15 protein-coding genes, 2 tRNA genes and 1 pseudogene are annotated in these 19,278 nt (G+C 72.4%); 8 read left to right on the top strand and 10 right to left on the bottom strand.

Annotated features, from left to right (window positions below):
• Positions 1-174 precede the first annotated feature (174 nt).
• Together ACZ7GZ_RS09475 and ACZ7GZ_RS09470 are read right to left on the bottom strand one after the other, a co-directional pair.
• Positions 175-1,062 carry a rhomboid family intramembrane serine protease gene (locus ACZ7GZ_RS09475; RefSeq protein ID WP_471022391.1) on the bottom strand — a complete coding sequence of 296 codons (888 nt, stop codon included), beginning with the start codon at positions 1,060-1,062 and terminating at the stop codon, positions 175-177.
• Between the two features lie 120 nt (positions 1,063-1,182).
• Positions 1,183-1,713: a peptidylprolyl isomerase gene (locus ACZ7GZ_RS09470; protein WP_471022390.1), complete on the bottom strand. Its 531-nt coding sequence runs from the start codon at positions 1,711-1,713 to the stop codon at positions 1,183-1,185.
• A 280-nt stretch (positions 1,714-1,993) separates the two neighbouring features.
• On the opposite strand from ACZ7GZ_RS09470, the gene ACZ7GZ_RS09465 reads away from it, so the two are divergent.
• A complete protein-coding gene (locus tag ACZ7GZ_RS09465; protein ID WP_471022389.1) occupies positions 1,994-2,707 on the top strand; it encodes a DUF5324 family protein in 714 nt (237 codons plus the stop codon).
• Between the two features lie 104 nt (positions 2,708-2,811).
• Positions 2,812-3,414, top strand: a pseudogene (locus tag ACZ7GZ_RS09460) (macro domain-containing protein); the annotation flags it as partial.
• A gap of 270 nt (positions 3,415-3,684) precedes the next feature.
• On the opposite strand, the gene ACZ7GZ_RS09455 reads toward ACZ7GZ_RS09460, so the two are convergent.
• Positions 3,685-3,757, bottom strand: a tRNA-Ala gene (locus ACZ7GZ_RS09455).
• Positions 3,758-3,940: 183 nt separating this feature from the next.
• Here ACZ7GZ_RS09455 and ACZ7GZ_RS09450 point away from each other — a divergent pair.
• A complete protein-coding gene (locus ACZ7GZ_RS09450) occupies positions 3,941-4,489 on the top strand; it encodes a helix-turn-helix domain-containing protein (RefSeq protein ID WP_360084580.1) in 549 nt (182 codons plus the stop codon).
• 156 nt (positions 4,490-4,645) lie between these two features.
• Positions 4,646-6,106: a serine/threonine-protein kinase gene (locus ACZ7GZ_RS09445; protein ID WP_471022388.1), complete on the top strand. Its 1,461-nt coding sequence runs from the start codon at positions 4,646-4,648 to the stop codon at positions 6,104-6,106.
• On the opposite strand, the gene ACZ7GZ_RS09440 is transcribed toward ACZ7GZ_RS09445, so the two are convergent.
• The gene (locus tag ACZ7GZ_RS09440; RefSeq protein WP_471022387.1) at positions 6,070-7,320 is read right to left on the bottom strand and encodes a hypothetical protein; all 1,251 of its coding nucleotides are present in this window, start codon (positions 7,318-7,320) and stop codon (positions 6,070-6,072) included. The two genes, ACZ7GZ_RS09445 and ACZ7GZ_RS09440, sit on opposite strands and share 37 nt — an antisense overlap.
• 398 nt (positions 7,321-7,718) lie before the next feature.
• On the bottom strand, positions 7,719-7,847 hold the full coding sequence (locus ACZ7GZ_RS09435) for a DLW-39 family protein (protein ID WP_003999697.1): 129 nt from the start codon (positions 7,845-7,847) through the stop codon (positions 7,719-7,721).
• Positions 7,848-8,196: 349 nt separating this feature from the next.
• Between ACZ7GZ_RS09435 and ACZ7GZ_RS09430 the strand changes: the two genes are divergently transcribed.
• Both ACZ7GZ_RS09430 and ACZ7GZ_RS09425 read left to right on the top strand, forming a co-directional pair.
• Positions 8,197-8,553 carry a DUF6344 domain-containing protein gene (locus ACZ7GZ_RS09430; RefSeq protein WP_471022386.1) on the top strand — a complete coding sequence of 119 codons (357 nt, stop codon included), beginning with the start codon at positions 8,197-8,199 and terminating at the stop codon, positions 8,551-8,553.
• Positions 8,554-8,693: 140 nt separating this feature from the next.
• The gene (locus ACZ7GZ_RS09425; protein ID WP_471022385.1) at positions 8,694-9,512 is read left to right on the top strand and encodes a glycosyltransferase family 2 protein; all 819 of its coding nucleotides are present in this window, start codon (positions 8,694-8,696) and stop codon (positions 9,510-9,512) included.
• A gap of 21 nt (positions 9,513-9,533) precedes the next feature.
• Here ACZ7GZ_RS09425 and ACZ7GZ_RS09420 read toward each other — a convergent pair whose 3' ends face one another.
• Together ACZ7GZ_RS09420 and ACZ7GZ_RS09415 are read right to left on the bottom strand one after the other, a co-directional pair.
• Positions 9,534-9,722 carry a ferredoxin gene (locus ACZ7GZ_RS09420; RefSeq protein ID WP_471022384.1) on the bottom strand — a complete coding sequence of 63 codons (189 nt, stop codon included), beginning with the start codon at positions 9,720-9,722 and terminating at the stop codon, positions 9,534-9,536.
• Between the two features lie 154 nt (positions 9,723-9,876).
• Entirely contained in the window at positions 9,877-10,356 is a 480-nt protein-coding gene (locus tag ACZ7GZ_RS09415; RefSeq protein ID WP_471022382.1) for a hypothetical protein, read from the bottom strand.
• 210 nt (positions 10,357-10,566) lie between these two features.
• Between ACZ7GZ_RS09415 and ACZ7GZ_RS09410 the strand changes: the two genes are divergently transcribed.
• Positions 10,567-11,097, top strand: a complete 531-nt coding sequence (locus ACZ7GZ_RS09410; protein ID WP_471022381.1) for a hypothetical protein — start codon at positions 10,567-10,569, stop codon at positions 11,095-11,097.
• A 362-nt stretch (positions 11,098-11,459) separates the two neighbouring features.
• A complete protein-coding gene (locus tag ACZ7GZ_RS09405; RefSeq protein ID WP_471022379.1) occupies positions 11,460-15,524 on the top strand; it encodes an nSTAND1 domain-containing NTPase in 4,065 nt (1,354 codons plus the stop codon).
• 196 nt (positions 15,525-15,720) lie between these two features.
• Here ACZ7GZ_RS09405 and ACZ7GZ_RS09400 read toward each other — a convergent pair.
• The 3 genes from ACZ7GZ_RS09400 to gyrA all read right to left on the bottom strand — a co-directional run bounded on the left by ACZ7GZ_RS09400 (position 15,721) and on the right by gyrA (position 19,274).
• A tRNA-Ile gene (locus ACZ7GZ_RS09400) sits at positions 15,721-15,797 on the bottom strand.
• A gap of 123 nt (positions 15,798-15,920) precedes the next feature.
• Positions 15,921-16,658, bottom strand: coding sequence for a DUF3566 domain-containing protein (locus ACZ7GZ_RS09395; RefSeq protein ID WP_471022378.1), 738 nt, complete (start codon positions 16,656-16,658; stop codon positions 15,921-15,923).
• Between the two features lie 18 nt (positions 16,659-16,676).
• Positions 16,677-19,274, bottom strand: a complete 2,598-nt coding sequence (gene gyrA, locus ACZ7GZ_RS09390; protein ID WP_471022377.1) for a DNA gyrase subunit A — start codon at positions 19,272-19,274, stop codon at positions 16,677-16,679.
• Between the last annotated feature and the right edge of the window lie 4 nt (positions 19,275-19,278).

The raw sequence follows: 19,278 nt of genomic DNA, 5'->3' as shown, positions 1-19,278 counted from the left end.
ACCATCTGTGGATAACTCATCTGGCGTTGACGCCGGTGTGACTGGCCCAGTGTTCCCTATACATCTGTTCGCCCCCGGCCTGACCTGCGGAAACACATCCGAGCGGCAGGGGGCGCAGCTGTGTCCGCACTCCGTGCACAAGATTCGCCACGCCCTGTGGACAACGGTTCGGTATCAGGTGAGCTGTACGGTCCTGACCAGCGCGAGAACCGCCACGGCGGCGAGTACGACGGCACAGGTGCCGTACTGGACCAGCGTCCGTCTCTCGCGCGGGGCGTGGACCATGGCGTACCCGGTGACGACACCGGCGACCAGGCCGCCGATATGGGCCTGCCAGGCGATGTTCGCCCACGTGAAGGTGATGATCAGGTTGATCACCAGCAGGGCGATGAGCGGGCGCAGGTCGTAGTTGAGCCGGCGCATCAACACGCCGGTCGCGCCGAAGAGGCCGAAGATCGCTCCGGAGGCGCCGAGGGAGGGCTGGTTGGGTGCGGCGAGCAGATAGGTGAGAGCGCTGCCGGCGAGGCCCGAGACGAGGTAGAGGGCGAGATAGCGGACGCGGCCGAGGGCCGCTTCCAGGGGGCCGCCGATCCACCACAGGCTGAGCATGTTGAAGAGGATGTGGGCGTAGCCGCCGTGCAGGAACATCGCGGTCAGCAGGCGGTAGTACTGGCCCTCGGCGATGCCCTGGACCCCGGGGAGCAGAGGGGTGTAGGCCTGTCCGATCAGCTCGAACCGGTTGGTGAGGCGGTCGCCGAGGGCGATCTGTCCCAGGAACACCGCGAGGTTGACGCCGATCAGGATCTTGGTGACCAGTCGCGGGTCGGCCGTGAGCGTGCCGCCGGCGATCGTACGCGGCTGGGCGGCGGTCGGTGGGTGTCCGGTGCCGCTGCCGCCGCGCACGCACTCGGGGCACTGGAAGCCGACCGAGGCGCTGATCATGCACTCGGGGCAGATGGGGCGCTCACAGCGGGTGCAGCGCACGCCGGTCTCGCGGTCCGGGTGGCGGTAGCACCCGGGCGCGCGGTGGGCGCCCTGCGCGCGGGCTGCGGCCTCGTCCATCGGTTCCCCTTGCTCGTCGTGGGACTGCCCCGGCAATGCCCCGCCCCGCTCATCCTTGGTACGGACGAGCGGGGCGATTGGTTCCCTGCGGGATGTACCGGCCGGGCAGCGGTGGGGCGCTCAGCCCTCGCGCTTCTCGACGACGACCGACTCGATGACGACGTCGTTGACCGGACGGTCGTTGCGGCCGGTGGGGACGCTGACGATGGCGTCGACGACCTTCTGGCTGGCCGGGTCGGTGACCTCGCCGAAGATGGTGTGCTTGCGGTTCAGCCACGTCGTCGGGGAGACGGTGATGAAGAACTGCGAGCCGTTGGTGCCCGGGCCGGCGTTGGCCATGGCGAGCAGGTACGGCTTGTTGAAGGACAGGTCCGGGTGGAACTCGTCCCCGAACTTGTAGCCGGGGCCGCCGATGCCGCTGCCCAGCGGGTCGCCGCCCTGGATCATGAAGCCGCTGATGACGCGGTGGAAGATCGTGCCGTTGTAGAGCGGCTTCTTGCTCTTCTCACCGGTGCCGGGGTGCGTCCACTCGCGCTCGCCCTGGGCCAGCTCGACGAAGTTCTTGACCGTCTCGGGCGCGTGGTTCGGGAAGAGCCGCACCTCGATGTCGCCGTGGTTGGTCTTCAGGGTGGCGTAAAGCTGCTCGGCCACGATCTGCCTTCCGTTGTCTTCCTGTGACTCCCCGATCCTCGCACGGCCGGGCCCGTCCGTCGTCCTGCGGCCACGGGTTCCGCCCGCAAGGCAGCGCCGGGCGGTGTTTCGTGGCAGGGTCGAGGCAGGCTCGGGTTGCCCGGTTATCAGCCGGATCGAGTCGATGGGAGCGATCAGCACCCGTATGCCCGCCCTCGCATGCCGCGCGGACCGCGGACAGGCATGATCCGTAAAAGGGTGGAAAGTCGAAATACCGTACGCCACCGAGGAGGAGGAACCCGTGACCCGCATCGACAGCGTGCGCGCCGCGACCGGCTCGGCAAAGGACAGCGTGCTGCACGCCGCGGAAGTGGTGGCGCCTTACGCCGACACGGCCAAGGAGCGTGCCGCGCTCTACGCGCATGAGGCACGCGTACGGCTGGCGCCCGTGGTCTCGCAGGCCGCCGAACAGGCCCGCGAGCAGTACGACGCCCGGCTCGCCCCACGTCTGGAACAGGCCCGTGCGCATGTGCCGCCGAAGGTGGACCTGGCGGCGCACGAGGCCGCCGTGCGCGCCCGTAAGGCGGCCCGGCAGGCCGCCGACTACTCGCGTCCGAAGATCGAGCAGGCCGTGGCCGCGACCGGTCCGGTCCGTGACGAGGCAGCCGCGCGGGGCGCCGCCGCGGGAGCCGCGACGCTCGCCGCACTGCGCGGCCAGGTCTCGGCGGAGGAGATCCACAAGCTGGCCCGCAGGCACGAGCGCCGGTCCAGGGCCGGCCGGGCGGTGAAGGTGCTGGCGGTGCTGACCGCACTGGCCGGTGGCGCCTTCGCGGCCTGGAAGTGGTGGGACAAGCAGGCCAACCCCGACTGGCTGGTGGAACCGCCCGCCGCGACCGAGGTGCCCGAGTCGGGCGGCCGGCTCAGCTCGGTGGACGGCAGCAGTGCCTCGGGGCTGGATCCCGAGGTACAGGCGAAGCAGGCGGAGGAGGATGCCGCGGACCGGGACGACCAGTAGCGGTCCGGCCCCGTTCCTGCGGGGTGCTCGGAAGCAGTCCGGGGCCCCTCCGGTCACCTCTCGGTGACCGGAGGGGCCCTGTGGGTCGCGGCCGGGTGTGCCGGGTGGACGTGGTGGTCTCCCCGGCCAACACCTACTTCGCGCTGCCCGAGCCGTACAAGTCCTCGGTCTCCGCCTCGCTGCGCCGGGCCGCCTCCGTGCGCGGGGTGACCGGCGACCTGCTGGACGACCCGGTCCACGACGAGCCGCGCACCTGGGCGGCCCGGCACGGCACCTGGGGGCGTCCGCTGGTGCCTGGCACGGTGGCGGCGACCGGTTCGGGAGCCATGGCCGCGTACGGCGTACGGCGCGTCTGCCACGCGGCGGTGGCCGTACCCCGGGCCGGCACCAACGACTACGACGTGCTGCCCGCCGACATCACCCGCGCCACCTCGCGCGCGCTCGCGCTGCCGGCCGGGGAGCACGACCGGCACGCCCCGCCGCTGCGCTCGGTGTGCTTCCCGCTGCTCGGCTCGGGGCGCGGCGGGCTTCCGTACCCGGTGAGCGCCGCCGCGGTGTGGAGCGCCGTCGGGGCGGAACTGGCGCGCGGGGCGCGCTGGGACGTGCACTTCGTGGTACGGGACGCGGAGGCGGCGCGGGTGCTGGAGCGGATCCCGGCCAGGACCCGCCCGGCGCGCGGCCAGTCGGCGCCCGGCCGGTCCGTCTGACTGGAGGGACGGGTCGCTCGGGCGGGGTGCAGTGGGGGAGCCCCCTGGGCGGCTCGCGTCACCCGCCGGGGCCCGCCAGTGGACATCGGCGCCGGTGCGCCTGCGGCCAGCGGATACCGACCCTGCTGACGCTGATGAGGACGTCTTCGCGGGCTCGACACAGACCGTACGCGCCTTGGGCACCCGCCTTGACGAGTCCCGCCTCGCCGCCGCCGTCGCCAAAAATGCCCCCTGAACTGAGTTTCCCCAGGTCAGAGGGCATTTCACGGGTGGAGCCTAGGGGAGTCGAACCCCTGACATCCGCCATGCAAAGACGGCGCTCTACCAACTGAGCTAAGGCCCCGGAAAGCAGCGGCCTGCCGGAGGAACCGTGTTCCGGCGGGCGCCGGAGACCAGAGTACCGGGTCACCCCGGGTATCCCGCAAAAAGATTGGGGGTCCCCGCGGATGACCACTCTCCGTAAGATGCTCGACGTGGTTCGCTACAGCGAACCGCGGTTTTTCAGGGGAAGCGATGGGGAGACGCAATGGACGCCGCACAGCAGGAAGCCACCGCGAGAGCGCGGGAGCTGCAGCGGAACTGGTACGGGGAGCCGTTGGGGGCGCTCTTCCGTAAGCTCATCGACGATCTCGGGCTCAATCAGGCCCGTCTCGCCGCGGTCCTGGGGCTGTCCGCCCCGATGCTCTCGCAGCTGATGAGCGGCCAGCGCGCGAAGATCGGCAATCCCGCCGTGGTCCAGCGGGTGCAGCTGCTGCAGGAGCTGGCGGCCCAGGTCGCGGACGGCAGTGTCAGCGCCGCCGAGGCGACCGAGCGCATGGACGAGATCAAGAAGTCGCAGGGGGGTTCCGTGCTCAGCAACACCACGCAGACCACGAGCGGTTCGGGCGCGCCGACCGTCAAGCGCGTGGTCCGCGAGATCCAGTCGCTGCTGCGCTCGGTGGCCGCCGCGGGCGACATCATCGACGCCGCGGACAGCCTCGCCCCGGCCCATCCCGAACTGGCGGAGTTCCTCCGGGTCTATGGCGCCGGCCGCACCTCCGACGCCGTCGCGCACTACCAGTCCCACCAGAACTGAGACACCCGGCCCGCTGACCGGAGGGGGTCCGGTCACCCGGGCGGGGGCCGGTTCGTGGACGCGGGGGGACCGGCGTGACAGGGGGGAGACGCGGGGTAGGGGAAGCAGGGGCCGGGGGACGGGCCACGGGTTCAGGGGGAGGAGCGATGGGCTGCCATGGGTGAGGTGTTCGCCGGACGCTACGAGCTGGCCGACCCGATCGGACGCGGGGGCGTGGGTGCCGTATGGCGAGCCTGGGACCACCGCCGACGGCGCTATGTGGCCGCCAAGGTGCTCCAGCAGCGCGACGCCCACTCGCTGCTCCGCTTCGTACGCGAGCAGGCCCTGCGGATCGATCATCCGCATGTCCTCGCCCCGGCCAGCTGGGCCGCCGACGACGACCAGGTCCTCTTCACCATGGACCTGGTCGCCGGCGGTTCGCTGGTCCACCTCGTGGGCGACTACGGCCCGCTGCCGCCGGCGTTCGTGTGCACCCTGCTCGACCAGCTCCTGTCCGGTCTCGCCGCCGTCCACGCCGAAGGCGTCATCCACCGGGACGTCAAGCCCGCCAACGTCCTCCTCGAAGCCACCGGAACCGGCAGGCCGCGGCTGCGGCTGTCCGACTTCGGGATCGCCATGCGGCTCGGCGAACCCCGCCTGACGGAGACCAACCTCGTGGTGGGTACGCCCGGTTACCTGGCGCCGGAGCAGATGCTCGGCGCGGAACCCGACTTTCCCACGGACCTGTTCGCCGTGGGCCTGGTGGCGCTGTATCTGCTCGAAGGCGCCAAGCCCGACACCAAGGCGCTCGTGCAGTACTTCGCGGAGCAGGGGACGCCCGGCCCGCCCAAGGGCATACCGGAACCGCTCTGGCAGGTCGTCGCCACGCTGCTCCAGCCCGACCCGGCCGCGCGTTTCCGCACCGCCACGGGGGCGCGCAAGGCCCTCGCCTCCGCCGCGGAACTCCTGCCGGAGCCGGAGACCGACGACGAGTCCATCGAGATCTTCGACCAACTCCCGCCGCTTCCACCCGGGTTCGCCCCCGAAGGACCGCTCAAGAGGGCGTCCGGAGTGGCCCCGGGAATGGCCGCAGACCCTGATGCGCAGGCGAATACGGATGCGGATGCGGGCCCCGGCACGGGCGCCGATTCCGGGGCCGCGGCTGCGCTGCCGGGCCACACCGGCACCGCCTACACCGCCGACACCGCCGACACCACCGACACCACGGGCTCCCCCTCGGACACCGGCAGCTTCCGTCTGCCGCCGCCCCAGGAGCAGGTATCTCAGTCCACCGGTGTTCCCTTCCCCTACTCCCCGTACGTTCCGCAGCCCTCACTTCCCCCTCAACCCCCGGCCCACCAGCCGTACTTCACCCCCCACATCCCCTCCCCGAGCGCGCTGCAGACACACCGTGCCGATACCTCCACCGCGGCGTACACCGCTCACGACGCGCAGGGTCCCTCTCCGGCCCAGCCGGTCTACGGCGCGCCCGCTTCCGCCGTGGTCCCCCGAGGGCACAGGGCGCGCCGTGCGCGCCGGAGCAGGCGGGCCGGGCCGCCGGCCAAGGCCGCGATCCCGATTCTGCTGCTGGCGCTGGCCTGCTACGCGGTGGGCTTCTGGGCGCTGACCCGCGTCTGAGCCCGCCGGGCCGCCACCGTCCAGCCGGCCAGCACCGCCAGCAGCACCGTTCCCAGGCCGATCCCGCCGATCGCGACCAGCTTCATCGCACGGTCGCCGCCCCCGCCCCCGGGGCTCCCGGTCAGCGCCGCCTCCCGGTCCTGCTGGGTGACCGTGAACACGTCACCCGGCACGGTCCGCCCGGCGTACCGCGGTCCCGCGTGCGCCTGCCCGGCCACCCCGACCCGCAGCGTCACACCGAACGGCCCCTGCCCGAACAGGCCGGTCATCTGCTCGCTGAGGTGCAGGACCAGGTAGTAGTCGCCGGCGAAACGGACGGAGGTCACGGCGGCGGGCGCGGCGTAGCGGTTGGCGTACTCCACCGGCGGCAGTGGGGCGAGCACGGCGGGTTTCCGGGTGCCGGTGTAGCCGACGGCGGCGTCCTCGACGTAGCCGCGGACGGGGTTGTAGACGGACAGGTTCAGGGCGCCGCCGACGTAGCCGTGGCCCTGGGCCCCGTCCAGTTCGACGGAGGCGTGCAGTTGGCGGCCCCAGTCGACCGGCACCTTGTAGAACCGCGTCTCGCCGGGCACCAGCGCGGTCCGCCAGACCCCTTGGTCCAGCGGGCGGGCCGAGGCGAACCCGGTGCCGCCGGAACGGTCGCGGGGCTCACCGGTGGGCTGCCCGGGCGTGGCGGAGTCCCAGGCCGGCGGCGCGGAGGTGGTCCCGGCCCGGGCCGGGCGCGGTTCCGTGACGGGCGCGATCTCCAGGTCCCAGCGCTGCGCCGGGACCGCCGTACCGGGGCCCTCGGCGTCCAGGCGCTGGACGAGCACGTAGTACGTCCCTCCGCCCCGGCACACCGTCTTGTCCGCCTCCCGCCGCCCCAGCGCGGTGACCGGGCGCGCGCTCAGCCCGGCGCCGAAGCGGGCGAAGGCGAAGGAGCAGGGCGTGCCGTGCGCGTCCCGGAGGGACACCCTGATGCCGTCGGTGGCGGAAACGGTGGTGTCCGGCGGGGGTACGGCGGTGACGGGGACGTACGCCGTGTCGGCGGCCGTGAGGTCGAGCCGGTAGTAGAGCGTGCCGTTCCTCGGCAGGGTGCTGCGGTAGGTACGGCCGGGTTCCAGCCGTTCGGCCGTGCCGGTGCCTGCCGCGCCCGCGACGGTACGGGCACCGGGCGCGAAGGCGTACGGCTGCGGGGAGTCAGCGGCGGTCGCGGACGCGCTGCCGGCCGGCACAACGAGCAGCGCGCACAGCCCCGGAACCAGGGCCGTCCGCAGAATGCCGGGGACCGCCCGGCGACCGTACCGCCGCCCACACGCCGTACGTCGCCCTCGCCCCCGCACCTGCCGCCCTCCCCTGTCGTCGCCGCGCGGCCGGCGCGCTCGCCGTACCGGACCGCGTCCCATCCTGCCCCGAGCGCCCTTGCCCCATCCGGGCAACGCGTACGGCCGTCCGAAAAGCCCGGCAACGCCCCGCAGCGGATCCGCGCGACGGCCCAGCGTTCCGCGAACGCCTACCGCACCCGGCGGGCCCCCGCAACACGGGTAAGCCGCAGCGCGTGGAGCCGCGGGGCAACGCAAAACCCCGACCGCGAAGGCGCGGTCGGGGTCTGTTCAGACTCTGGTGTCGGCACTCACGAACCCGTGGGCACGGAGTCAGTCGCCTCCGTCCACAGATCCTGCTCGGCGCGATCCGCCTGGATCTGGCGGTACACGAGGAGCCCGCCGATGGCGGCCAGTGCGACCAGGAGCAGCTTCTTCACCGCGCGACCTCGTCTTTCCTTGACGTAGGGGACCTCTGGCGCCCGACTATACACACCGACCGATATCGATCGGTGACCTACGTCGAGCCCCAACTCCCGCCTCCGGCAGAGCAATAGGCCAGGTCCGGCGCCGTTCCGATCGGAGGGTGATCACACCTCCACGGACGGTTACCCCGCTCCCTTTTCGCTCGTCCTCACGAGGTTTCGGGGGTTTTCCGGTCCCCCTGCGTCCATCCGGGTGGTGTTCATCGGAACATCAACGCGCCACGGGCGTCGGTCCACCACTTCACGGCCCACATACACATCATGAGGAAAGTACGCAAATCGCCCAACCCGAAAGTGAGGGGCCATGACCGAGAACAAGGTCATGAAGCTGTGGACCGCCATCGTCGCCGCCTTCTTCGCGCTCTGCACGGCGCTCGGACTCGTCGCCGCCTCGTCCGCCGCCACCGCGGCGGCCGCGCCTCGCAGCGAGAACCCCCGTACCGGCACCGCGCACCGCACCATCCCGGCGGTCCCGACGATCCCGGCGACACATCACTGGGCCTGGTCCCACGGCAGGGCCCTGCCCCCCACGATGAAGCAGCGCATCCGGGCCGAGGCCCACGGAAAGTCCCCGAGGTGCCGGCACCGGCCCCTCCCCGACGGCCAGGCGGAGACCGTGACCATCCCCGAACAGGCCTCGGCTGCCAGACTCGACTGCTGACCCTCCCGCCCCTCGCAGTACCGCAACGTCTCGACACCACGGCGACTTGCGTACGCATCAGTCGAAACGGAAAGACCCCCGGCCGGGTTGGCCGGGGGTCTCGCGCTGTTCCCGCCCATGGGCTGTTGTTACCTGGGACCATGAGCGACACACCGACCGCACCTCAGCACCAGGTGGTGAGTGCTGCCGTGACCCGGCGCGTCACCGTCGTCACCGCTGTCCACGGCCCTTCCGCGCGGTTCCTGCCGGACGCCTACGCCTCCCTGTGCCGGCAGCGGCTCCCCGGTGACTGGGAGTGGGAGTGGGTGATCCAGGAGGACGGCAGCACGGACCAGGTCCGCCCCCATGTCCCCGACGACGCACGCGTGAGCTTCGGCCAGGGACGGCCCGGCGGGCCGGGAGTCGCCCGTACGATCGCGCTGGCGCGCGCAGGGGGCGCGTATGTGAAGGTCCTGGACGCCGACGACCAGCTCACGCCGGGCGCGCTGACCCGCGATCTGGCCGTGCTGGAGGCGGATCCCACCGTCGGCTGGACGACGTCCCGGGCCCTCGACCTGCTGCCCGACGGCACGACGGCGGGCTTCCCCGGCGACCCGGAGGACGGCCCTCTCGAACGCGGTGCCGTTCTCGGCCACTGGAAACAGAACGGCTTCCGTGCGCCGGTCCATCCGGCGAGCCTGTGCGTCCGGCGGGAGCTGCTCCTCGCGCTCGGCGGCTGGATGGCCCTGCCGGCCTCCGAGGACACGGGCCTGCTGCTGGCGCTGGACGCGGTGAGCCGCGGCTGGTTCTCGGCGGAGGCCGGCCTGCTGTACCGGAAGTGGGAGGGGCAGGTCACGGGCCAGGCGTCGCATGTCGACCCCGTCGAGCGCGAGGCCCGCATGGCGGTCGCGGAGGCCCGGGCCCGCGCGCTGGCCGACCTCACCTGGGCCTACCCGGCCGGCCGGCCGGCCGCTCGATGAGCCGGGTGGCCGCCCACCGCGTCACTCACCGAGCAGGATCGCCTGCGCGGGGCACTTCTCGGCCGCTTCCCTGACCTGCGGGTCGTCGGTGGACTCCGCCCGGCCCGGCCGTACGACCCCGTATCCGTCCTCGAACGCGAACACGGCCGGCGCCCGGTGCGCGCACTCGGCGGAGCCGTAGCACAGCGCGCGGTCGACGGAGACCTTCATACGTCCTCCAGTCGTCAACGACCCCGGCCGACGGGTCCGGCCGCGGGTCGACTCGGTGACCTCCAGGACGTCCCTGCCCGCCGCAAGGCGCCCCGAACCGACCACCGCCTCCCGGCCTGCGGCCGCAGCCACGCCGCCTGCGGCCGGCCGCTCCCTACCGCCCCCCACCCGCGAGCGAGAGCCAGTGGGCCACCCGGCGGACCGTGGGTTCGTCGAGCAGGTCGGTCATGGCCCGTACCGCCTCGCCGTCCTCGGCGCTCAGGTCGTACAGGCCCGCCTTGCTCAGACCGGCCATGAGCACCTGGTGCCGGCGGTCCGTCATGCGTTCCGCGAGCTTGGCCGGTTCACCGGAGCCGGGCGCGGGCCGGCCGGTCGTGGCGGCGGGGGCGGGTTTGCCGACCGCGGCCGGGGTGTCGTACAGGCGCCAGGCACCGTCCTCGGGCCCCCACAGCGCGACCGTCACCTCCTCGCCACGCGCCCGCACGGTCTGGGTCATGTCTCCGACGGCGTACAGCACGGGGTCCCGGTCGGGCGACTCGGCGCCCACCGTCCAGGAGTCCCGCGCGGGCCGGTGGAACATCGCGACCCAGCGCGGCGCACCGGGTGGTCGCGGGCACGGGGGACGCTTGTGCATGTCACTCACCCCTTCGGGAGCAGCCGGACCCAGCCCTTGGGGAACCGCAGGCGGACCGACCATATCTGACGGTCAGTCAGATATCCAGGGCCCGCCCGCCTCGCCGGCGCCCGGCCCCCCGTGCTTCTGGCCTCTTCGCGTCCGACGTGGCACCCTGCCCGCACCCCGGAGCGGGGGGTGCGGTGTCGTCCCGGACGAGGGAGGCCGAGGATGAGCGGACGGGAAGAGACGGCGGCCGGAGCGGTCACCGACGCCGAGGCGTTGCGGGGGCTGCACGCGGCCCGCGCGCACAGCGCCTACGACCGTGCGGTCGCCGCGTGCCGGTACGCCGGTGTCGGCGAGGACGCGGCCGAGGCCGTACCGAGGGACCCCGTCGGCCGGGCCGCCAGCGCGCTGCGCCTGTCGGCCGAGTCGCTCGCCGCGCTGGCCGCGAGCGCCCCGGACCCGGCGGCCGACGCCCGCTGCGCCCGCAACACCGCCGCGACGGCGGCGCTGGCCGCGCAGGTGGCCGCGCAGGTGGCCGCGACACGGGACAGCGCTGACAGCACCGGCAGCGCCACGGCGTCCGCCCCGGCCCTGCGCGCGGCGCTCGCGGCGTCCCAGGCCGCCGCGGTCGCGGCCGGCGGCAGTGCACGGGGGCGGAACGCGGCCCTGAACGCCTCCGCCGAGGAGGCCGAGCGGCACGCCGTGGCCGCGGCCCGAGCGGCCGGTTGGCTCGACGTCCACCCGGCGGACGGCTGAGAAGCCGGAGGAGGCCGGAAAGGCCACACCCCCGCCCGCCGGCACCGGTCCCTCCCCTCGTGGGGACCGGTGCCGGACGGTGCGAGGTGTCGACCCGTGCCGCGTCGGCTCGGCGCGGATCGAAGAAGGGGGGAAGTTGGCCGAGATGAGTCGGTGCCACGGGCCCTCTCTCCACGCACAGGTCCGTGGCCTGTCCGGACGGTGTGCAAGGGGTCCGCTGACGGGTCCGGATCCTGCCATCTGTTGCCCGCGCCGAGGAGACCTCAGCACCCCTGCCCCGTGCTTATCCGCAGGTCAGACGTATAAGGTGGGTTTTCCGGTCCGGACGTCCAGACGCGGGGGGAAAGTAAAGGGGTGGGACCTTGAGTTCCGACTCAGGGACACGCACAGCTTTCGCCGAGCGGCTCGCGCTGCTGTACAAGGAGGCTGGAAATCCTCCCCTCAAGAGCGTCGCCGAGGCGGTCGTACGGCTGCAGCGGGTCGACGAGCGCGGGCGGCCGGTGCGGGTGTCCGCGCAGCGGATCAGCGACTGGCGCCGGGCCAGGAACGTACCGGCCCAGTTCACCGCCCTCGCGGCGGTGCTGCACATCCTGATCCCGGAGGCACGGCGGCTGCGGCCCGCGCCGGTGTCCCCGGGCCTGTACGACCTCGCGCACTGGCAGCGGCTGTGGGAGCGCGCGCTGGCCGACCCGGTCGGCGACCGGCCCGCACCGCCCGCCGAGGAGAACCGGCCGCCGCCCGCCCCGGCCCCGCCCGTCGCCGGCGGCGTGTGCCCCTACCGCGGGCTGGCGCCGTACCGGCAGGAGGACGCCCGCTGGTTCTTCGGCCGGGAACGGAGCACGAGCGCGCTCGTCGCCCAGCTGCGCGCCGCGGAGCGGACCGGCGGCCTGGTGATGCTGGTGGGCGCCTCGGGAGCGGGGAAGTCGTCCCTGCTCAACGCCGGCCTGGTCCCCGCCGTCCGCGGGGGTGCCCTGCGCGACGGCCAGGGCACGGGCGTAGCGCCCCCCACCCCCGGCAACGGCACCGCCGACTGCGTGCTGCACCTCGTCCCCGGTGCCGACCCGCTGGGTGAGCTGGTTCGCCGTATCCCCGACCTCGGCGCCGTCGCCGCCGACGCGCGCCGCGCCGAGCAGGAGGCGACGGAGAACCCGGCGGTTCCCGGCTCCGACGCTCCACGCGTGGCGCGGGCGGCGCGAGAGGCCGTGGCGGCGTGGGCGCGCCGCGAGGGGAGCGGCGAGAGCCGGCCGGTCCTGATCGTGGACCAGTTCGAGGAGGCGTTCACCCTCTGCCCCGACGAGGCGGACCGGCGTACGTTCCTCCAGCTCCTGCACGCCGCCTGCACCCCGCCCGCCGGCCCGGACGGGCCCGCCCCGGTGCTCGTCGTCCTCGGTATCCGTGCCGACTTCTACGAGCAGTGTCTCGGCTACCCGGAACTCGCCGACGCGCTCCAGCACCGGCACATGGTGCTCGGCCCGCTGACCAGCGCCGAACTGCGCGACGCGGTGACCGGACCGGCCAAGGCGGTGGGGCTGGAGCTGGAACCGGGGCTCGCCGAGCTGATCATCCGCGAGGTGAGCGCGGACGGACCGCGCGGTGCGCACGACGCGGGCGTGCTGCCCCTGCTGTCGCACGCCCTGCTCGCCACCTGGCAGCGCCGCAAGGCCGGACGGCTCACACTGGCCGGCTATCGCGCGGCGGGCGGGATCCAGGGAGCCGTCGCGGCGACCGCCGAGCGTGCCTGGTCGGGGCTCGACCCCGCGGCCCGTACGGCCGCCCGGCTGCTCCTGCTGCGGCTGGTCAGGCTGGGCGAGGACACCCAGGCCACCCGGCGGCGGGGCACCCGGCGGCAGCTGGCGCAGGAGTCGGCGGACCCCGGCAAGACGGAGGAGTCCCTCGAGGCCCTCGTACGGGCCCGGCTGGTGACGCTGGACGCGGACACCGTGGAGATCACCCATGAGGCGCTGCTGCACGCCTGGCCCCGGCTGCGGCACTGGATCGACGACGACCGGGGCGATCAGCTGCTGCGCCAGCGGCTGGAGGAGGACGGCCGGGCCTGGGAGGACTCGGGCCGGGACAGCTCGCTGCTCTACCGGGGGTCCCGGCTGGAGCAGGCGCGCGGCTGGGCGAGGTCGGCCGGGGACACGTATCTGACCCGCAGCGCGGTGGAGTTCCTGGCCGCGGCGGTCCGGCTGCGCAGGCGCTCGGTGTGGCTCAGCCGCGCCGCGGTGGCGGCGCTGGTGGCGCTGGCCCTGGTCGCGGGCGGTACGGCGGTGATCGCCTGGAAGCAGCGGGACGACGCCGTGTTCGAGCAGGTGGTCGCCGAGGCCGACCGGGTCGAACGCACGGATCCGTCCCTGGCCGCCCAGCTCGACCTGGTCGCCCACCGGCTGCGCCCGGACGACGAGGGGACGTACAGCAGGCTGATCTCGATCGTGAACGCGCCGCTGGCCACCCCGCTGTCCGGCCACACCGGTGCCGTCTACCTCACCTCGTTCAGCCCCGACGGCAAGACCCTGGCCACGGCCAGCTACGACCGGACCGTCCGGCTGTGGAACGTGGCCGACCCGCGTCGGCCCGCGCCGCTCGGCAAGCCGCTGACCGGCCACACCAGCTGGGTGAGCAGCGCCGTCTTCAGCCCGGACGGGCACACGCTCGCGAGCGCCGGCGACGACGGCACGATCCGGCTCTGGGACGTGACCGACCCCGCCCGCCCGGCACCGATCGGCAAGCCGCTCACCGGCCACCGCGGCACGATCTACCTGATCGCGTTCAGCCCGGACGGACACACCCTGGCCTCGGCCGGCGAGGACCACACGGTACGGCTGTGGAACACGGCCGACCCGCGCCGGGCGCAGCAGCTCCAGGTCCTGCGCGGGCACACCGCCGCGGCGCGCAGTCTGGCGTTCAGTCCCGACGGCCGCACTCTCGCGGCGGGCGGGGACGACGACACGATCCTGCTGTGGAACACGGCCGACCCGCGCCGGCCGCGGCCGTACCGCACGGCGCTGAAGGGCCATACGGACATCGTGCACTCGGTGGCGTTCAGCCCGGACGGCCGCACCCTGGCCAGCGGCAGCGCGGACGACACCATCCGGCTGTGGAACGTCGCCGACCCCGCCCGCCCGTCCGCGCTCGGCTCACCGCTGACCGGCCACGCCGCACCGATCTGGTCGGTGGCCTTCAGCCCGGACGGCAGCAGGCTGGCCGCCGCGAGCGCGGACAGCACGGCGAGCCTGTGGAACGTCAGCGATCCCTTGTCCCCCTCGCAGGTCGGAGAGCCGCTCGCGGGCAGCAGCGGGGAGATGTACGCCCTGGGGTTCAGCCCCGACGGGCGGACCCTGGCCACCGGCAGCGGCGACAGCAAGGTACGTCTGTGGTCGCTGCCGGCCTCGGACATCATCGGCCGCACCGGCGCCTTCCGGCCGGACGGACGGGTGCTGGGCACCGCGGCGCGGGACGGCAGGCTCCGGCTGTGGAACGTGACGCGGCCCGACCGTCCGGTGCTGCTGAGCAAGCCGTTCATGCGGGGAGACGCCGGCCATCGTGCGCTGCGGTTCTCCCCCGACGGCCGCGTTCTCGCCGTCCTCACCTACGACCATGCGGTGTATCTGTGGAACGTCAGCGATCCGTCCCACCCGGTCGCCGCCGGATCGCCCATCGCCCTGCGGACACGCTTCGCGGGGCCGGCCACGCTCGCCTTCAGCCCGGACGGCCGCACCCTGGCCACCGCCTACGACGACACCACCATCCAGCTGTGGGACATCACCGACCCCGCGCACCCCACCGCGCTCGGCAAGCCGCTGACGGGCCACCGGGGCTACGTCAACGCCATCGTCTTCAGTCCCGACGGCCGGACCCTCGCCTCCGGCAGCGCGGACAGCACGGTCCGCCTCTGGAACGTCACCGACCCGGCCCGGCCGACCGCGCGCGGCCGGCTCACGGACCACTCGGGACCGGTCAACGCGATCGCCTTCAGCCCGGACGGGCACGTGCTGGCCAGCGGCGGCGACGACGACACGGTCCGGCTGTGGAACGTCACCGGCTCCGCCTCGGCGACCGCGCTGGGCGCGCCGCTCACCGGCCACACCGAGGCGGTCAAGCTGCTGACGTTCAGCCGGGACGGGCATGTTCTGGCCAGCGGTGGCAACGACAACACCGTCCGGCTCTGGAACGTCACGGACCCCGCCTCGGCGACCCCCATCGGCCAGTCGATGAGCCCCAACGCCAGGTCGGGCACCTTCCTGACGTTCAGCCGCAGGAGCAATGTCCTCGGGCTCTCCAGCGGTACCGACACGGTCCGCCTGTTGAGCCTGGACGCCGACACGGCGATCGAGCACATCTGCACGGTCACGCGGGGCGTACTGACCCCGCAGAAGTGGCACGAGTACCTGCCCCGCCTCTCCTACGACCCGCCCTGCGGTCCCTGATCGACGAACCTGACTTATTTCCTGCCTGACTTCCCCCGCCAGGCGCTCAGGCTTGTTACCCTTGGCCACAGCCCGATCGCTGGTGCATCCCCCGTCGCCAGCGGTCGGGCCTTTTCCTGTGCACGTTCCGTTCCCGGCAGCCGGGGCCCCAGAACGCCGAAGACCCCCAGCCGATACCGGCTGGGGGTCTTCGAACTGGTGGGGCTAACAGGATTTGAACCTGTGGCCTCATCCTTATCAGGGATGCGCTCTAACCAACTGAGCTATAGCCCCGCCGCGCTGTGCGGTGTGTGTCCCGCGCGCTGACTCCTGAAGATTAGCGCACGACCACGTCAGTCCCAAAATCGGTTGTCGGGGGACCGTCAGGTCAGGGGCCCGCAGGGCGTCGGAGCGGGGTCACTCGTCCTCCGCCAGGGTCAGCTCGATGCCGCCCACAAAGCCCGCGGAGAGGTTGTAGATGAACGCGCCGAGCGTCGCGAGCGCCGTGGCCAGGACCACGTCGATGACCGCGATGATCGTCGTGAACATCAGGACGTGGGGGAGCGACAGGAACGCCTGGAGGTCGAAGCCGTTCGCCTCGTTCGAGCCGGTCGCCTCGGAGATCGTGCCGCCCACCGTCGAGAACACGCCCATCGCGTCCATGACCATCCACAGCACCGCCGAGGCGACGATCGTGCAGATGCCGAGCGCGATGGAGAGCAGGAAGCTGACCTTCATCACCGACCACGGGTCGGCCTTGGCCACGCGCAGCCGTGCCTTACGGGTGCGCGGGGCCGTGCGCGCGCCGGTACGGGGCCGGCGTACGGCGCCGGCCGGGGCCTGCGCCGGATAGGCCTGCGGCGGGTGGTACGGCCCGGCGGGCTGCTCCGGGCGCCGCTCACCGGGGAGCGGGGACGACGGCTGCTGGGCCTCGCCGGCCGCGGCCGGGCCTCGGGTGTCCGTCACAGTGCCCCCCTTGGTTCCAGACGTGCCGGAGGAGTCCGTACCGGACACCTGCACCGGCTTGAGGTTGGTCGTGTGCGGATCGGTCACGCTCCCCGCACCCGTCCCGTTCGCGGCGGAGCCACGGCCGCCGCCGTCCGTTTCCGTACCCGTGGAGGTACCGGCCGATCCGGCGCCCGTGGCTCCGCTCACGATGACTCACTCCTCGTGCTACTCAGCCGAGGGTGCCTCGCCCTCGTCCGTGCCGGTGGTCGCGGCGCCTTCGGCGGTCTCGTCCACGGCCACGTCGCCGTCGACTTCCTCCGCCTCGCGCCCCGCCTCGGCGTTACGTGCGATACCGACCACGGCATCGCGCTTGCCCAGGTTGATCAGTTGGACGCCCATGGTGTCACGGCCCGTCTCCCTGACCCCGCTGACTCGCGTGCGAATCACACCGCCGGAGAGGGTGATCGCGAGGATCTCGTCACTCTCCTCGACGATCAGCGCGCCGACGAGCGAACCGCGGTCCTCCACGATCTTGGCGGCCTTGATGCCGAGGCCGCCGCGGCCCTGGACACGGTACTCGTCGACGGCGGTCCGCTTCGCGTACCCACCGTCGGTGGCAGTGAACACGAACGTACCGGGTCGAACAACATTCATCGACAGAAGTTCATCGCCTGCGCGGAAACTCATCCCCTTGACGCCGGACGTGGCGCGGCCCATCGGGCGCAGGGTGTCGTCCGAGGCGGTGAACCTGATCGACTGTGCCTTCTTGCTGATCAGAAGCAGATCGTCGTCGGCCGAGACGAGTTCCGCACCGATCAGTTCGTCGTCCGTTCCGTCCTCGCGCTCGCGCAGGTTGATCGCGATCACACCGCCGGAGCGGGGCGAATCGTAATCCTTCAGAGGCGTCTTCTTGACCAGACCGGACTTGGTGGCCAGCACCAGGTACGGCGTCGCCTCGTAGTCGCGGATCGCCAGGATCTCGGCGATCGCCTCGTCCGGCTGGAAGGCGAGCAGGTTCGCCACGTGCTGCCCGCGCGCGTCCCGGCCTGCCTCGGGCAGCTCGTACGCCTTCGCCCGGTACACCCGGCCCTTGTTGGTGAAGAACAGCAGCCAGTGGTGGGTCGTGGAGACGAAGAAGTGGTCGACGATGTCGTCTTCCTTCAGCTTCGTGCCGCGCACGCCCTTGCCGCCGCGCTTCTGCGCCCGGTAGTCGTCCGTCTTGGTCCGCTTGACGTAGCCGCCACGCGTGACGGTGACGACGATGTCCTCCTCGGCGATCAGGTCCTCGATGGACATGTCGCCCTCGTACGGGATCAGCTTGGTCTGACGGTCGTCGCCGTACTTCTCGACGATCGCGGCCAGTTCCTCGCTGACGATCCCGCGCTGGCGGACCGGCGAGGCGAGGATCTCGTTGTACTCGCTGATCTTCGCCTGGAGTTCGTCGTGCTCCTGGACGATCTTCTGCCGCTCCAGGGCCGCCAGACGCCGCAGCTGCATCTCCAGGATCGCGTTGGCCTGGATCTCGTCGATCTCCAGCAGGCCCATCAGGCCGCTGCGCGCGATCTCGACGGTGTCGCTGCGCCGGATCAGCGCGATGACCTCGTCGATCGCGTCCAGGGCCTTCAGCAGACCGCGCAGGATGTGCGCCCGCTCCTCGGCCTTGCGCAGCCTGAAGCGCGTACGGCGGACGATGACCTCGATCTGGTGCGTCACCCAGTGGCGGATGAACGCGTCCAGGGACAGCGTCCGCGGCACGCCGTCGACCAGCGCCAGCATGTTGGCGCCGAAGTTCGTCTGCAGGTCGGTGTGCTTGTACAGGTTGTTCAGCACGACCTTGGCGACCGCGTCCCGCTTCAGCACGATCACCAGGCGCTGGCCGGTGCGGGACGACGTCTCGTCGCGGACGTCCGCGATGCCGCCGATCTTGCCGTCCTTGACCAGGTCGGCGATCTTCTGCGCCAGGTTGTCCGGGTTCACCTGGTACGGCAGCTCGGTGACCACCAGGCACTGACGGCCCTGGATCTCCTCGACCTCGACCACCGCGCGCATCGTGATGGAGCCACGACCGGTGCGGTACGCCTCCTCGATGCCCTTGCGGCCGACGACGAGCGCGCCGGTCGGGAAGTCGGGGCCCTTGATGCGCTCCATGAGCGCGTCCAGCAGCTCCTCGTGCGAGACCTCGGGGTTCTCCAGGTACCACTGGGCACCGGACGCGACCTCGCGCAGGTTGTGCGGCGGGATGTTGGTCGCCATGCCGACCGCGATACCGGCCGAGCCGTTGATCAGCAGGTTCGGGAAGCGGGCCGGCAGAACGGTCGGCTCCTGGGAGCGGCCGTCGTAGTTGTCCGTGAAGTCGACGGTCTCCTCGTCGATGTCCCGGACCATCTCCATCGACAGCGGCGCCATCTTGCACTCGGTGTAGCGCATCGCCGCCGCCGGGTCGTTGCCCGGCGAGCCGAAGTTGCCGTTGGAGTCCACCAGCGGCATCCGCATCGACCACGGCTGCGCGAGGCGCACCAGCGCGTCGTAGATCGAGGAGTCGCCGTGCGGGTGGTAGTTGCCCATGACGTCGCCGACGACGCGGGCGCACTTGTAGAAGCCGCGCTCGGGGCGGTAGCCGCCGTCGTACATCGCGTACAGCACGCGCCGGTGGACGGGCTTGAGGCCGTCCCGGACGTCGGGCAGCGCACGGGACACGATGACGGACATCGCGTAGTCCAGGTACGAGCGCTGCATCTCCGTCTCGAGCCCCACGGGCTCGACACGCATCGCGAGTTCGCCGCCCTCGGTCTCAGGAGTCTCTGGAGTGTTCTCGTCGGCCATTGCT

The organism is Streptomyces sp. NPDC037288, from assembly GCF_055603265.1.
The sequence above is the reverse complement of the archived record's forward strand: the minus strand, read 5'-3'. Positions and strand labels throughout refer to the sequence as shown.

Coding starts and splice junctions, on each gene's coding strand:
- ACZ7GZ_RS09450 (WP_360084580.1), top strand. CDS start 3,941: ATGGACGCCGCACAGCAGGAAGCCACCGCGAGAGCGCGGGAGCTGCAG.
- ACZ7GZ_RS09430 (WP_471022386.1), top strand. CDS start 8,197: ATGACCGAGAACAAGGTCATGAAGCTGTGGACCGCCATCGTCGCCGCC.
- ACZ7GZ_RS09425 (WP_471022385.1), top strand. CDS start 8,694: ATGAGCGACACACCGACCGCACCTCAGCACCAGGTGGTGAGTGCTGCC.
- ACZ7GZ_RS09420 (WP_471022384.1), bottom strand. CDS start 9,722: ATGAAGGTCTCCGTCGACCGCGCGCTGTGCTACGGCTCCGCCGAGTGC.
- ACZ7GZ_RS09475 (WP_471022391.1), bottom strand. CDS start 1,062: ATGGACGAGGCCGCAGCCCGCGCGCAGGGCGCCCACCGCGCGCCCGGG.
- ACZ7GZ_RS09445 (WP_471022388.1), top strand. CDS start 4,646: ATGGGTGAGGTGTTCGCCGGACGCTACGAGCTGGCCGACCCGATCGGA.
- gyrA (WP_471022377.1), bottom strand. CDS start 19,274: ATGGCCGACGAGAACACTCCAGAGACTCCTGAGACCGAGGGCGGCGAA.
- ACZ7GZ_RS09410 (WP_471022381.1), top strand. CDS start 10,567: ATGAGCGGACGGGAAGAGACGGCGGCCGGAGCGGTCACCGACGCCGAG.
- ACZ7GZ_RS09415 (WP_471022382.1), bottom strand. CDS start 10,356: ATGCACAAGCGTCCCCCGTGCCCGCGACCACCCGGTGCGCCGCGCTGG.